This is a genomic window from Fulvivirga marina, assembly GCF_016775155.1.
In the GTDB taxonomy this organism is placed as follows: domain Bacteria; phylum Bacteroidota; class Bacteroidia; order Cytophagales; family Cyclobacteriaceae; genus Fulvivirga; species Fulvivirga marina.
The window spans coordinates 265,404-281,801 of record NZ_JAEUGD010000064.1 but is presented as its reverse complement, the minus strand read 5'-3'; the positions used below and the strand labels follow the sequence as shown (position 1 = coordinate 281,801).

At 42.8% G+C, this 16,398-nt stretch carries 6 protein-coding genes; all 6 read right to left on the bottom strand.

The genetic code is table 11. The features are described from left to right. Positions 1-24: 24 nt before the first annotated feature. Complete coding sequence (locus JMN32_RS20080) at positions 25-759, bottom strand: murein L,D-transpeptidase catalytic domain family protein (RefSeq protein ID WP_202858160.1); 735 nt, start codon at positions 757-759, stop codon at positions 25-27. 672 nt (positions 760-1,431) lie between these two features. Then, a complete protein-coding gene (locus JMN32_RS20075; RefSeq protein WP_202858159.1) occupies positions 1,432-1,686 on the bottom strand; it encodes a hypothetical protein in 255 nt (84 codons plus the stop codon). After that, a complete protein-coding gene (locus JMN32_RS20070) occupies positions 1,673-5,431 on the bottom strand; it encodes a deaminase domain-containing protein (protein WP_202858158.1) in 3,759 nt (1,252 codons plus the stop codon). Before JMN32_RS20070 ends, JMN32_RS20075 begins: the two co-directional genes overlap by 14 nt. Before the next feature lie 352 nt (positions 5,432-5,783). Beyond that, positions 5,784-6,722, bottom strand: coding sequence for a Fic family protein (locus JMN32_RS20065; RefSeq protein ID WP_202858157.1), 939 nt, complete (start codon positions 6,720-6,722; stop codon positions 5,784-5,786). A gap of 11 nt (positions 6,723-6,733) precedes the next feature. Then, entirely contained in the window at positions 6,734-15,343 is an 8,610-nt protein-coding gene (locus JMN32_RS20060) for an AHH domain-containing protein (protein WP_202858156.1), read from the bottom strand. Positions 15,344-15,561: 218 nt separating this feature from the next. After that, positions 15,562-16,209, bottom strand: coding sequence for a DUF7103 family protein (locus JMN32_RS20055; RefSeq protein ID WP_202858155.1), 648 nt, complete (start codon positions 16,207-16,209; stop codon positions 15,562-15,564). Positions 16,210-16,398: the final 189 nt, after the last annotated feature.

Genomic DNA, 16,398 nt, shown 5'->3' with positions numbered 1-16,398 from the left:
CAGCACGCAATGAGGTCCCTATTTCTACAATGAAAAATCAGCCTGAGTCAACACCTCATAAGCAGAAACTTCATTAGCCAGTTTGGAGTTCGTCAGGTAATATTCATCTGGATAATAAATAAACATGCAACTCTTGTTAGCGAGTTTTTTTATGATCTCCTTGTGACCATTCATGGGTATAGACGGGCAGCCGAAGCTTCTTCCTATTCTACCATACAATTTGGTAAATGAAGCGTCTACATAATCAGCACCATGCATCACTATTGCTCTTGAACGCGCATTATTATTAAACCCATGCTCAATTCCGTCTAACCTTAAAGACAACCCATGCTTACCATAATATGTTTCTCCGGTTATATAAAAACCCAGACTACTGCTATTGGAGTTAGGTACATTAGAAAATTTTGTAGCATACTCATTGCCTGTATTGCGCCCATGAGCAACAAGCGAGTGATGGACCACCTTGTTTTGTTTCAGGTCAATGATCCAAAGACGTTTTTTATTGGAGGACAGTCGAAAATCAATAAGAGTAAGCAAGCCTGACCTGGAAAGCCTGTTTTGCTTTTTTAAATTCAGATACCCTACAAGACCCTTTTTATAAATATCGAAATCAGGTTTTTTGCCAACAAATTGTAGCTTACTGTAGCTATTTTGTATGAAGCTGCTTAAAGAAATGTTTTCGTTAAATTTGATGCTGTCTGAAAATGAATTGCTAGCAAGAAGAATTACCACCCCTGCAATAACTAAAACTTTCTTCATAAAGGAATAAGACTTTTCAATTGTTTATTAGGTTGAAACGATCCACCAACCTTGACTGCAACGGTTGCGGAATAAAAAAAATTTCCGTTAGGTGAAATATTTTAAAAAATACTGGATAAACATTCTATGTATACCCCTAAATACCTTAAGTATTTCGCATACTTCTCACTATAGACTTTGGAGATAATATGATGCTGACGCACACAAAGAAAGGGCATTGGAGTTGCTACAAAAAATCTAACAAAACAATTAATTTGATTATCAATCAAGCCTACGTTCTTCCCGCATTTTATATTGTAAGGCTGCTTGCTAATCTATGGCCTAAGTCTAAAACATGAGAAGGTTCAAATTTTGTGACCTTTAACTTGCAAAATGGAACTTCGTCATATATGATTTCAATAATCGTAAAATCAGTCCCGTAAAATTCATTAAAACCCTTAACCTCTTTTTCTAATAAATGAGGTTAAGTCACCATAATCCTAAGCTCTAATTTCTTATTTGACTCCATCTATCAATGTTATTTCAATATTCGGGAACATATCACTAAACCGTTGTATTACGCCCTAGCAGGAGGTACAATAAGGATTATCTTTAATGTTCCCATTATCTTGTCATCTCAAGAAAATAGAAACATGGATATGATATCTTTAACAATCCACATTTTGAAACGCTTTAAGTTGATCCTCCTTTAGGTACTATCCATTTTTCTGAAGGTAGTAACCTCCATTCTTGATAAATGGAGCCAAACTTAAAAATTTGATCTGGGGTACAATTGGCAGATTCAACAACACCAATACTTATCTCTGAATCATCATATTCAACAAGTTTAAAATCAGTTCCTGCCACGGTATTGATTTCATAAATACATACTTCTAATAATTCCTTTCGACCTACTATTGTAAGTCGTGTTTTTTTATTTAATTCCATCTATTAAAATAATTTCGATCCCGGGAAACATATTATTAAATTTCTGTATTATTCCCTGACAGGATTTACAATAGGCAATTTCAGAGACTATCTGTAACTGTCCAGTATGATTATAAAAAACATCGCCTACCCTTGCATTCGGCTCCAACTTTCTAGCTAAATCTGTAAGCATATTATATTCACTATCAATATCCGCAAGGTATGTATAACCACTGCTCGTTTGGACTTCAGAAGCCTGCCATATCCTTGATTGCCCAGAAGGCCTGGGGGTCAATACATTTTGCTCTCCACCTACCCAAGTTCGATGCTCTGAGAATTTAGACACTGTCTTACCATCTATTGAACCTTCCAAACGAGCCACATTGCTATTACTTAAAACATCTGGTCTACTTTTTCTGAAATCGCGTAAATTGTTTATTGCATCTTTTACTTCATTAGGCCTTGCTTTTCTAGCTTTTGTCAACCCTAAATCATTGTCAGCAACATTTTTAAGTCCATTCATAAAAGATTGTTTCCTGCTGGCTTTCAATTCATCAAAAGCAGACTGGATGGCATCATCTGTAATGTTTGGGTTCGCTTTCTTAAAAGCATCCACAGCCTTAACATTATCAACACTTCGTAAAGATGCTTTTCCATTTGATAACAACTTCCAAGGATCTAAATCTAACCCTTGTTCATTAAAAGCTTTGAAGAGCTTCGGTTCTGCCAGATCATCATCCAGCTTTTTCAGCAAATCATCTGTCCAGCCTTCTACATCCAGTTTCTTAAGCACATCATCTGACAACCTGCTAATATTCCTGAACTGCTTAAATTGGTCTGCCAGACTTTTTAAAGCCTTAAACCCAATCTCATCACCCTGCTTCAACAGCTTATACCCACCAATTTCGGCAATTTCTTCTCCTTCGTCAAGGAACTTTACCGGACCAATAGCCCCATCCATTACTTTGGCTATTTCATCGCCCTGCTTGCTGAATATCTTCAGTACATCGTTACCAAAATTGTAACTCAACAAACCGCGAGCGTTCTTTAAAGCCCTGAAGGCATTCCCAAACTTCACCAAGCCCCGAACCAGTTGCTTGCCGCTAAACAGGCTGAGTACTTCATAGATGGGATATACCGGCTCCAAATAGCCGCTGCCGCTGTATTTGTTAAAAGCTTCCTTGCTTACCCTGCCATATTCTTTGGCTATGAGTGCTTTAAAATTGTCGCTGATCTGGCGCCCTGCATTGAATGCTTCTAAAATATGCTCTCGATACTCAATAATACCATCTGCATTGGAAGGATGCAGGGCTACATCTCCCGAAATAATGGCCACACTCTCAATGATCAGCTCAACATGCTTCACATAATCATCCCAGGCATACCAGCCTGCACCGGTTTCGCTGATGCTTTCCGGAGCAGTGTAATACAGGCTTTGTGAATAACCCTCAAAGTAACACCACCTTTTTGCGCCTCTGCGCCTCACATTGACAGGATCAGGGTCAAAGGTCACCGCTTCCTCTCCTTCAATGCCCACATAATCAGGCTTAGGGCAACGGGTACATTGTGCCACGTTGATGGCTTCATCAAGGATGTAAGGACAAACAGCTTCACCGGCATTGTCCATGTTTTCTGCGGTCATTTCGGAAGCATCGCTGATGTTTTCGCCTATGCCCGTAATGGTTTCCCATTCAGGGCTGTCTTTCATTTTAGCGGTAAATTCAGGTATGAGGCTTTCTTTATCTTCCAGCAGGTAGGTTACATATTCTTGTGCCCCTCCTACGGTTTCCGGCTCTTCCGGAAGGCAGCCCGGCAGCCCTTCCGCCCACATCATTTCATAGTCAGAGAGTGGCCCCTTTCCGTGTACTTCAAGCCATGCTTCCATGCTGGTTTTGAAGTCTTCAAGCACCGCTATTACTATCTTTTCTTCTATGGTAAGCTGCTGTTGGCTACCTTCATCAGGAGTGTTACTTCCGTTATTTTGGCCACCTTTTGTTACATTCCCGTCACTATCGACCAGGAAAATATCTCCACTTGAGTCTGTGATTTTCACTGATTTCTTTTCTCCGGTCTCTTCATCAGTTTCCTGCTCATAGGTGGTCTGCATACCATCTTCATCGGTAACCACAATTACACCGTCATCGCCAACAGTTACATCACTGATCTTCCCGTCATAATCAATATCTACACCATCAAAGTCATCGTTGGTATCGCTACTCTCACCATCAGCGTCATTCTCGCCATTATCAGAGTGAGTATCCTCGTCATCTTCCCAAGCCTCAACGAAACCATCAATACCATCCGAAAGAGCAATCACTTCCCCATCCACTACCTGGTACAGTTCATTGACCCTAATATTGTCAAACTTCACCGCGAGATTGACGCCGAGGAAAGGGGTTTCAACGGAGCCATAGCCCGAGAATACCCCGTCACCACCGGTTACTTTGGTGAGCCTCATATTGAAGCCCCCCACGGTAAACACCTCACCACGAATGGCAGAAATAAGCGGTGTGGTATTTAAAGGCTGCTGAACCTCCTGAGGATCACCGCAGGCAAATTCCCGGGGTGGATAGGTGGTAAACCTTTTGGTTTCTGTCCATGAGCTGACAAAGGCTCCCCGTTTGCTCCCAACACGAACCTCGTAGGCCGTTTGAGCCATCAGGTCTTGTAGTACCACATACATGCTGTCAGCCAGTTGTGCATCCGGCGGGAGCTGTAGTTCTTCCACAAACCATTCTGCCTGAGGATTGTCCGCCAGCCTGTATTCTACCGTGTAACCGTCCGGTTCCAGCGAAGGAACCCATGAAGCCATCCCCATGCTCTCATTAAGCCCCCAAGCCTTAAACTCACCCGGTTCAGGGAGCGGCTCTTCATTTTCGGCTATACTGTAAGTACTGATCTTACTGTAACCATTGTTTTTGAAGCGATCTCTCCCACCAAGGTCTACCGCCTGAACCTGCCAGACATATTCCATGCCCGGCACCAAGGGTGGTTCTGCAACACCGTAGAGCAGGCTCGTTTCCGCCGTTTGTAATTCATAGATCGGGTTGGTACTGAGCACAATGTCCGCAGGGTTTCGGTCTTCAGAACGGATTTCATACAACCTGAAAATATAATCCGTTGTGAAGCTGGAATTAGGGGAAATGGCCATTGGAGTCCATTGGAATATCACCGATTGCTGCATCTCGTTCAGCTCAAGCTCAGCGGCACATGCGGGCTGGTTGAGCATGGGTGGGTCAGGGCGAACCAGCCAGAGGTTCTGACAGCTTTGCTGAGAGAGCTGTATTTCAGGGTGGCGGTAGTCGTAAACGGTAAAACAGAACTGGTAAAATCCTTCGGGTAACCTGCCATATCTTTCAAACTCCGATTTGCTGTAGCCACTGAAAATGAGGTTTCTGCTCTCGAACAACGGTGCCAGATCAGTAGCATCCAGCCAGGTGGAAAGTCCCCCTTCGATGGTTATGGGCGGAGGGTTATAGGTTGGTGAAGTTTCTATCCTGACCCCCTGCCCTTCAATCACCAGCCTGATCCTGACATCATAGACCGGTTCGGTAAGGTCACGAAGGAAAAGGTTAAGTTTAAGCTGTTCCGACCCAGGCGCTACATAGTCACTGATGAATACGGAGTATGGAGGTGTTATCTGTGTGGTAGCATTTATGGGATAGACCTGGGAAAATGTACTATGAGCTACTCCCATGAGCATATAAACAGCCATAAATAAGGCTATGGCAAAGGAGTATTGATAGCTGAATGTTTGGCTTTTCATCTTTATCGTTTGTACCCTTGGTTGACCAGCACTTTGACTTTAAAAGCAAGGCTATGCCAGAGCTTTTTCAAGCTTATTGATTAATTAATATGTTATGGGGCTAATTAAGTCAGGTCGTAAGCGTGCTTAAGGCAGTGCAGATAAATTGCACTAAAGTGATTTCTTACATGATTTAAATGATTTACAAAGCTATCGATAATAGTTTATCATAAAAGACCATTATTGCTGATAAACTTACATCTCGTAAAATAATTTTGATAGCTAAGTATATGCTTACCAGGTACCTTCTTATACTGAGCTGGTGCATATTCTCTGCATTGGTTATTGAGTTTGCACCCCTTAATATTTACGATTATTTTACAGTTCTAATCGTCCCTGTTTTTGGGGTGTTTATATACGCACCTGTTAACTGCCTTAACTGAAATTCAAAATTCCGGTATGCTGCTTCGTCTTTATGGAATAGTGCCTGTTTTTGTAAGGCCATGGGTTTAAGGTATTGGCTAGGCCAACCAGGTTTTCTACCGTTAAATTCTGGTTTAGCATCGTATTCATAAAGTTGTTTCCATGCCTCTTCATATGCCATGCCACTACCGGTAAGTTGATCAACTATTTCAGAGGCACGCTTTCTTATATAATAGCCGTAATAGCTGTGGAGATACATGGCATTGGCAAAGCCCCGCCACACGTCCTCCTTGTTAATTTCCCCTGTTCTGTATTTCACAAGCCATTGGATATACTGCCGTGGATTATGGTAGAAATGTTGCTCTACTGCAGTGAATAATGTGGACTTGAAGCCCGCTTTCAAGAGTATAAAGGCGGCCATTAGTCTGGCAGATCGACCATTTCCATCTGCAAATGGGTGAATAAGTAGAATTTCAACATGTGCCTTGATGGATTGTAGTATTGCATCCTGCTCATTGCTGATATCTTCAAACATGCGGTCTATCGCGGAAGGAACTTCAGAAGAGTGAGGAAAGTGACGAAACCGACCTATCTTGACACCTTTCTGGCGAAAGAATCCTTCTCCTGCCAGCAGCGTATGGATGGTTAAAAGCACTTCACGGCCGGGGTAATTGATCATTTCATGATGATGATATACGAGGTAGTCAAATACTTTTTTATATAATGTGTTTTCTATGGGAAAAGAAGCATTATGGTGCTTGTACTCCCGGTGTATCGGTCCGGAAAATAATCCTGGCTGCAAACTGTACTGGTCTATGAATTTCCGGTGCTCATGTAGCCTTGAGATGGCTTCTTCAAGGGGCAGGTCTTCTTGCGGTGGTATATCCAAGGCTCTCAGGTTTATAAGAGTAGAGTAATGGGTTGATTACTTTTGAGCAGTGCCTGATTTCCGTGAAGGACCTGGCCTATATCCGACAACCGGGAACGTAAAACTTGCGCCAGATCATCTCCATACATGAAATAAGTTCCTCTACTCAGTACTTTGTATACCCATTCATGATAGTGAGGCGAATGGCCGAAAAGACTGAATTGATGATGACCGATTAGTCTTACTTTATTGGCGGGGTCGTTAAGTGTCATGCCTGCGCGCTCAAAAAGCTCTTCAAACATTCCGGTAAACTCGCTGTTTTTGTCCGTTGCAATGTGGTGCTTCTGCCTTACATTTTCACTCATGTGGCCATATTTTTTGAAACGCTGAGTGAGTTCTCCTGTCTCGATGGCTTCTCTTAGTGCCATCATTTTATACCGGTTGGCCTGATATGCACCAGCCCTGAGATCATCAATCAGAAAGAGCAAAAACATCAACGGATCAGCAGCATACTGGAATCCTTCACGTTGCCAGCTGTGTAGGTTACTGGCGTAATGAAAGTTGGCTCGCCAGACCGGATCTGCATAGAGGGATGCAGCCTTTTTTACACCCTGAAATGCTTTGGAGGCAGCAAACCCTACAAGGGGTAAGAAGCCCAAATAATCCAGGGCGGTGTGTTTGCCTCTATAAATGTTGAATGAACTTTGAGCTACACCAATAATGTCGCCCCCGATAATGTAGGCTCTTCCTGCCGTTACTGCCCACGCAGAGGCCTTGGCTGCGGTTGCCGTTGAGCCTACCCCAAAACCAAGTGTAACCGATACGGCAATGCCCGCAACAGAGCCTCCGAGGTAAGCTTCAGCATTGATAATCTCTCCATCTTTTCCATGGATGGCTTCACGTAGCGGTTTAGTAAGTCCAAAGGAAATGGTATCGCCCATACCCCGGAGGAAATCCACAGTGCCCTGTGCAATAGAGCGGGCCGTGTTTGATTCAACCTGGTTGACATTCCATTTGTGCGGATAGCCAATGGAAAAGCCATAATTATTACGGCCACCTGACGGAAAGACCGGGTTCAGCCCCTGAGACGCTATTCTTTCTGCCCTTTGTTCCAGCTCATGGCTGGTAATCATCATCATATCTATGCGCGGGCCTGCTGGTACAAAGAATGACCATAACTCTTTGATGCGCTGTTGGTCACGTTCTGATGATCTAACTGCTCCCGGACCAATGGTTCTCCCAAACAGGTCACGGTCTCCTTCAGGAGCGCTAAGCCAATAATCGATGACAACCTTACCCTCAAAATCTGTGGTAAAAAGTGTTGTGCCTTTGTAGTCTGAGCGGTAATAAGCATGACCGATAACCATGTTGTTTTCGTCATAGGAGGTGGCAGATAACCTTGTATTTATTCCTGGAATGCCACTGAAATACCGGACAATATTACCGTCGCTTTCATATTCTGCCACTTTTTGAGCGCCATCATACAGCGTGATTCCATAAAGTGTGGAAGGAAGCCCCGTACCCTGTGACATTCTGAATAACTCCTCTCCTTCAGGTCCATAAATAAACCGGGTTAAAAATTCAAAACTATGGTTGGCTGCGGGCGTATCTTCGGGGGTCATGCGGTTGGTGCTGGTCCTTATTTCTGTGCGTTCTCCCAACACAGTCATTCTTCCCATAGCATCATGGGCGAACCTTCTGCGGTTCTGGAAGTTTTGGGAAACGACATCTGTGCCTGATCCATGAATATTTTCCTGCACAAACTTCCTTTCGGTAAGGGCACCTTCAGGGCCAAAATAAGTATTGGTCTCTACAAAACCGACAGGATCATCTTTGGGGCTAACGGGTGTTCTGACTCCTGAGCGTTGGATAACCATTCCCGGAGATCCGAATGGCATGGTTTGCGTTACAGTAAAGTTACTTTCTGATTGAATAGCTCCCCCGTCATAATTGTAATCCCTGATATTTCGATAAGAATTCCTGGCTGTTCGCAGCGAATTTGTAACAGCGTACCGGCTGTCCATGAGCAATTCGGGAACAGACTTAAATTGGGTTACAGAAGCGATCTGTTGCCCTACTCCGTCGTAGGCGAGATCCTGGGCAAACATGTCGATGGGGTTATTGACAGGGTCTTCTGCAAAATGCCTTTTCAAGGTCATCCCTCTTAGCATGGGTACCTTATCAGGAAGTAAATCTTTGTCATTAGCACTCCATGGAGTAGCCTGCTCCCAGCTTTCCTTCTGGCGAGTATTGTAGAATAACCGCTGGTGAGACAATATCTCATCCTGCCCTTCCTTTCCGGACTTTTCTATGATGCCGGTAAGATTACCTTGCGGGTCATGATCATATGAAGTTGTATTGGCGAAATCATTGCCAGCAACACCCAGCATAGGGCGTCCTACTTTTTTAAGCGTTCGCCCATGATTATAAGCAAACAGGTAGCTTTCGTAAACGCCTCCCTCAATCTTTCTAAGAAGTTTATTGGCATCGTATTGATATTCCTGGGTAGTTTCAAACGGAGTGCGACCTACCGGAGAAAGCTTCACTTTAAATTTTGTTCGCAGGTCCGCATCATTGTATTCATATTCCTGTCTGGCAATCTCCCGGTTTCCACGGAAGTATTTTTTCAATTTTAACTTGCCGAAATCTGAATATTCCTGCGTTACGCTGAAGTTGTTCTCAAAAGGCCCCGCTACACTGTCGTTTCGAAGATATTTATATTCCAGTAGCTTATGATCCCAATCGTAGGTGAAGAGTATACGGGTGTTCGATTGGCTACTGATGTATGTAGCCGTTATTTGTCTGTTGTTATCATCGTAAACAAAGGAATGAGTAATACGTGAACCTATGGATTTTGCGATAATTCTGCCCAATGCATCATAGGTGACCTGTTCCATAACTCCATCTCTTCTTCTATGGGTTATAAGTCGTTTGAATGCATCATATTTTTTCTCTTCCCAGCCATCTGCATCCCGCTGCTTACTCACCTGACCGTGCCAGCTATAATCTATTAGTGAATTAAATTGTTTTTCTTCAATATGAGCAGCGTTGGAAGCCTGAAACTGACTCCACTGAATATTTGACTTTTGCTGTCGGTTATATATCGTAATGGCAATAGGTTTGCCGGAGCTATCCAGGGTGAGGTTAGTTTTTGTGCCATTCAGATCAATTTGACCAACATTTCTTCCATAACTATCGTATTTGTTGACTTGCTTCAGGTCTGCCTGCATCTCCCCTACATATTTTTCGGTTACAAGCCCTCTCCTATTAAGAATGATCTCTGAGGTGATGATCAGCCCTCCTTGATTCACTGCTTTTGATGGATCCTGACTGGATTCAACGATTTTGGAGGTCCTGCTGGACAAACTTGAGGATGCATCATTGTTTCCAAAATCCTGAAAGACTACTTTTTTCGTGGTGTTACCGTAGCTATCTTTAGCTTCTATCTGGCGGTCGAGTTCATCGTAGATAAAAACTGATTTAGGAGTTTCGCCAGGGTTGAAAGTACTAAATGAAGCCGGGTAATTCTCCAGTATATTGCCGTTGCTATCCAGGGTAATTTTCTCAGACCGTTCTTTACTTCCCGCTTTTTCAGTGACTTTATACTCTCTGCCCCACTGGTCTCTTTTGTAAGATTCGGTATGAACCAGCGTTGTGCCATCATAGGTTTCTAACCGTGAGCGTTCTCCCCAAATGTCATAGTAATACTTGGCTGTTAGAGGGCTGAGACTTGCTCCGAAGCTTTCTTTTTTCTCCGAAACCCTTCCCTTGGTATAGGTTTGTTCTATGGTTTTTACCAAATATGCCTGAGGGTCAAAAATCGGAGATTTTACTGCGGGAATAGTATATCGTTGCTCGTAGGCTTTGCCATTGGGGTCATCATAGCTGTAAATATCGGTGAATATATGTGAACGATAGCGAGCAGCCCTTGTATCTGGTTCAGGATAATCAGCCCTTACAATACGGTTAAGCTCATCTATAACCAGCTCGGTGACGGTACCATCGGGGTTGGTTTTCTTGCTCAGGGCACCTGTTTTATGGTACTGGCTAAATGTTTTATGAGCAGATTTGTCGCGGTATTCAATGATTTCTCCATGTTTGTTGTACTTCCACTCTTCATAACCTCCCTGACCATAGAGACTTGTAAGGTTATGCAGTCCGTCATAATGCCTGGTTGTTTCTGCACCGTATGCACTGCCCAGATAGGTTATAATGGCGATCTCTTTGACTTTGCTACATAACCCTATTGAATTGTATTCATAGTCAGTTTCGCTTCCATGAACAGGATCATACGATTTTGTGGTCCTGCCCATTTTGTCATAAGTCATTTCCCAGGTGAGTGTTGTTTGTTGGGTAGGTTCGATGGTCTTTTCAATGGACTTGCTTGTTGGTAGTTTTAGCCCATGAAGATCTCGCTGACCTTCACCATATTTAAAGGAAGTGACAATTCCGCGCATGTTGGTTTGCTTTTCCAGTAAGCCTGAATTAGCATTAAAAATCCATGTTTCCTTGACGGGTTGGCCATTGGCCTCGGGAGCTGGGTAAATTACCTCTTCAAACAATAGCCTGGAGTCATATTTATATTCAATATATGCCGGGGTGTTGGTATCGCTGGTCTTTTTTGGGTTGTACTTTTTCCATAACTGATAGTTTGAATTGTATTCGAATTTTAATTCAATTTCATCCGGCTCTATCCGTTTGGACATCAGAAATGTAGTGTTATTATCACGCCCTTCGTATTCAAAAGTGGTTATATTCTTATGTATATCTTCTACCCGGGCAATCAGTTTTGTTTTCATATGATACCCATACCGGCCGACCGGCAGCGTTGGGAGTGATATTCCTGAGGCCAGCACCTGATCATAGTTAGGCACTCCCAACAATTTGTAGCTGACGGGGTCTTTGTGCTGGGGTACATAGGCAAGCGCAATAACGGCCATCTCTTCAAAATGAAATTCATAGACGAACTCAACGTTTCCGGGGTTTCGGTATACTACCTCTTGTTTATCAGCGCTCAGAGGTTTGTATCTCCATAAATGCTCTCGGGCGTCATCTGCCTGGGCCTTCTGGTTTCGCCCAAGACGCCCCCAAAACCATTCTGCTACATTTTGGGGAATCCGGTGGAACCAGTTTCCATCGTAGTATTCATAAAGGTTTGCTACGTCATTAGGGTCTTTGATCGATCGCAGAAATGTCCCGGGGTCTGTTAAGTATAATTCACCCATTTTGTCGTAATACTCAAACTTCCAGGCCGGGTTACTGGCAACACTCACCTGTTGTACGCGACCCTGGGCCAAGTCAATATAAGTGCGGTTATTGTCAGGGTGTAATATGGTAGCATAGCCGCTATATGTTGAGTTATCAGGAATTTCACGAATAATGGTCTCCCGGCCACTTGAATCTTTCACGGTAAGGTGGCTTCCGGCTTTATCAAGTGTTAGCGGGTTCATTCCGGAACTGCCTTCAATATGTGGCGTGGTGATTTTTATGAGTGCTCCATTTTTGTCAAAATGCCATTGCTTACCGTTAATGGCTTTCAATTCATAGGTGACATCTCCATGGCTGTCTGTCTCCCTCTTTAATTTAAGTGAATGCCCGATTTCGGCATTACCCATCCAGTGCTCGCCCGGATACACCAGTTGATAAGTAACCGGAGCATTACTGTCGGGCTGGCTCGCTGGTGGTAAATTATTATCATTTGTATCTTCAACCGAGGAATAGGCTACAAACTGAATGCGATTACCATCAGGACAAACGAGTTCGGCATATTGATCGAGAACCAGGCCGTTGGGCGTTCTGGGTTTAATATATTCTTTAATGTAAATACCGTATTCATGGCTCCAACCTTTGCCTATCGTATTTTCGCAGTAGTAATCCCGGACCTGACTTTCGGTAAGGCCATTCAACACTTTCAGCATTCCCAGACTGTCCTGATAGCTGGCTTGCAAACTGTTGTATGAAAGGCTGATAATAAGGTTTTCGCCATGACCTCGCGTTTCAAATACAGGAATATTTAAATAGACGTTGCCGTTTGGGATATTATGCATGTCACCGGCATTGCTGATAAGCTGAAATCCATTAGATGCCTTGGCGTTGCCCAAATCACGATTATAAACCAGTAAATTGACCAAAGGAGAAAGGTCCTGACGTTCCACTTCTGTGGTTGTTTCCTCCGATTCTTCAGTAGTATCTGTGTCGTCAGGACAAGAAAGGGTATCAGGAGGTTTGTTTACAAAATGTATAGGAACAGCCTGACCTTTGAGACGCATTAGATTTTCATAGTTGATGTTGATCAGGTGTATGGCATGAATATCCTTTTCCGTATTAAGCTCAACTTTAGCTTCCATAGGGCTCTGCGGATCAATCTTCACATATGGAGGTCCGCTGAAATCATCATAATCGTCCGACCCCAGGCCAGGCGAAAAGTCCTTATAATAGGCTCTTAGTGTAAGGTCTTTTGAAAATGCCAACTCCAGGGGAATAAGAAAGCTACCTGCGAACTTTTTGCCTATGACAGTTGCTGAAGAACCGCCAGAAGCTCCGAGAGCGGGCTCGATCAACATTTCTGCAGCTAACTGGGGTTTTTGCTCCCGTAACTGATAGTAAGGTCTATCCACGTGTTTTTCCAGTCCACTGCTATAGGACCCTAATCTCCTGATTTTCCACTGAAGTTGATCAGCAGTTTTGAAGAACACCTTAATATCATGCAAAGCGTAGGTAAGCGGACAGGACCGTCCGCCAAGCATATATTCTACTTTAACCGTATAAATTCCGGATGTATCTACTTTTAGTTGAGCTGTGGGACTGGTGTTCCATGCAACAGGTGTTATATCGGCCTGTGCATCTCTATTGGGTTTGGCGATGACAGACCATTGGTAATAGCCTGGCCCTGCTGTAGGTGTAGAGTCAGGCAACCCTATCGCTTTTAGGGTGATTGTCTCATTTTTATTTATAGTAACACAATCATCACTGTCAATCTCCACGCCGAAGATATCGATATCATTTCCACAGCATTGATATGTAGAATTCAATATCTCATCATGTTCGCCTTTTAATAAGCCATCATTATCCCAGTCATATTCATTGCCACCGTAGTAGTGTTTTGTGACCCAGTAATTTTTTACAGGTTTGTCGGTGAGAAATGTAGTTGCACCCTGCTTCTCGAGGTCTGTAGACCTGATGTCTTGTCCTCCCGGATAGTTAGACGTTACTGTAGCCTGAATGGTAGTGCCTGCCCGGTCATCATTCTCGACTTTGGTTCTGGTTTTACAAGTCATTCCCAGTGCAAAAACCTGATTTTCCTGGTGGTTTTCAGCTATTTTTATACAAGGGTTTTTCAGCGCATTGTAATAAGCAGCTTTAATCTCCTTTTGCTTGTTCAAAATGGCTGAAGCATGGCCCCCGTGAGGGTTATGGCTCGCATTGAAGATCAAAACGGCCAGTTCTTCCTTTAACTTCGTTATAGCATCCCATTGATCTTTGGTAAACGAAATGAAAACATTGGCCCAATCAGTTCCTGCTCGGTGAATGGCATTAAGGGCAATAAATTTGATGATGAATTCTCCTATACCTTTAAAGAGAACCACTCGGTTGTTAAAGTTATCTTCACCTGGAATTTTGGTCTCAAAGGTTGTGTCAGTAAATTCCTGGTTTTTTAAAAGACTAACCGGGGCGTCATTATTGATCTGCCACTGTAAAGCTTCTGTCTCCTTAAAAAAGTCAAGTTGTGACCCTTTGAATTGTACTTCAACTTCGAAGTATTGGTTTATGAATTCATCCAGTTCTATAGAATCCGATACATATTGATTATAGCCTTGTTCCAGCTTACGGAGGTGCACTTTATAATGGTCGGCATCCAAACAATGATCGACTGTTGGGTCAGGTGAAGTGATTTTAATAAACGGATGGGGTTGAATGAGTGGAGTGGTTGTGACCGGACCACTGGTTGTGCCGCCTTTTACATGCTCTACTTTGTAGACATGTACCTGTTTTTCTAATTTTATAACCTGGCCATAATTGAGGTATTGTACGCTGATTTTAAAAACACCCACGCTTAAAGCAAGAACCTTAACCTGACAATTGTCTTCAAAAGTTATTTTGGCAATCGAAGGATTATCAATCTTCCAATTCCTGCATTTGCCATCCGGGCAGTTTTGAGAAATTACTTTGTATGTGTGTATCTCGTCAACGCAAACACATTCAGGACCTACCAGTTTGGCTGTACATGGTTCATAGGTTGTTGTTTCTGTAGTTTCTTCAGAGGTTTCCTCCGTTTGTTCGGTTTCTTCAGTAGCATCAGTAGTCTCAGTATCTTCCGTTGTTTCCTCAGTCTCTTCTGTGTTTTCCATTGTTTCTGTCTCTCCTGTCCCCCCTGTTTCTTCAGTAGATTCAGTTGTCTCCGTTTCTTCCTTCTGTTTCAGAAGCTTACGAAGCAGCTTGATGATGTTATGCCAGAATGTCCCTATGCTGTTGAAAGGAGAACGGTTTAGACTGGGTGCTTCCCCGGTTTTTATATCTAAGGGAGTTTTAAGAATAGCACTTTCGTAAGCCCTTTGCAGGTTGGATACATTATTAGAGGAGTTACTTTCGTTTAGATCACGAGCATTATCACCCTCCCCGGGTGTAGTCGGTTGCTCTTTCATAGGCTTACTGGTTTAGTTTTAATCCTACAGAGTCATTTCAACGGCTCAACGGCCTGAACTTAAATTAGGTCTTAGATATTATAAAATCAATACCCAAGGTTGGGTATTTTATCCAATCGTATGTATACCATGCTCTGTCAAATGAGTCAAATGGTTATAGCTTGCGGTTGTTATGGTGGCCTAAATTGAAAATTACTTTCTATCTCATGATGTGTAAATCATTCATTATCAACTGAATTGGTGTTAACGTGAACACCTCTCCTTATCCACGCTGCCCCATAGGCAAAGAGGCTAATGGTTTCTCCCCAAAAAATGGCTCCTTTAAATAGCTCTTTGCCCTCTTTAATAATTTCATAAAAGACTGAGAATATAGCGAGTGTCAGACCTACCATAACCATAACTCCCAGAAATAGATAAAGGGACCGAAACATATCTTCCTGTGCGAAGAATTTTAGCACTATGTAGCCCAGTATAAAGATAAAAACTGCGGCGGAAAGGTTATGTATTACACCTCTCCAAAGTAAGCTGTTGTGAGCGTATAAGGTGGTGCTACCGGTAAACATGGTTGGAACTATTGCCACAACCAGGGCTAATACACCTGCAATATTTGTTAATTTGTTTTCCAACTCCCACTTACCTCTGTAGGTAAATAAAATCAACCCGTAGCTGATTAAAATACCTGTAAAAATGGTACTCATTTTTGTATAGTAGTAGAAGCTTATGGAATGCTCGACTTCAAAAAATGCTTTTTCATGATCGAAAAATTGACTGTATAAAAATAGTAATACTGGCAGGGCTATACCCAGGTACCCTATTAGTCTTCTCAATTTTCTATACGATAGATTGTTAAGGTTAAGTCTGTCCATGATTTCTTTTCTTTTATAGAAATTAATCATTTGCATCAATTGAATCAATACCCAACCTTGGGCATTTTTCAATAACATTTGAAGAGTAATGGTATATGAAGGAAATATGTTGCAGGTTGTAAACCTCCCTATCGCCTCTTGCTCTTTGAAGCTTTATGTCCGTCTTCCCTTTTTCCAGGTTTTTTAAGT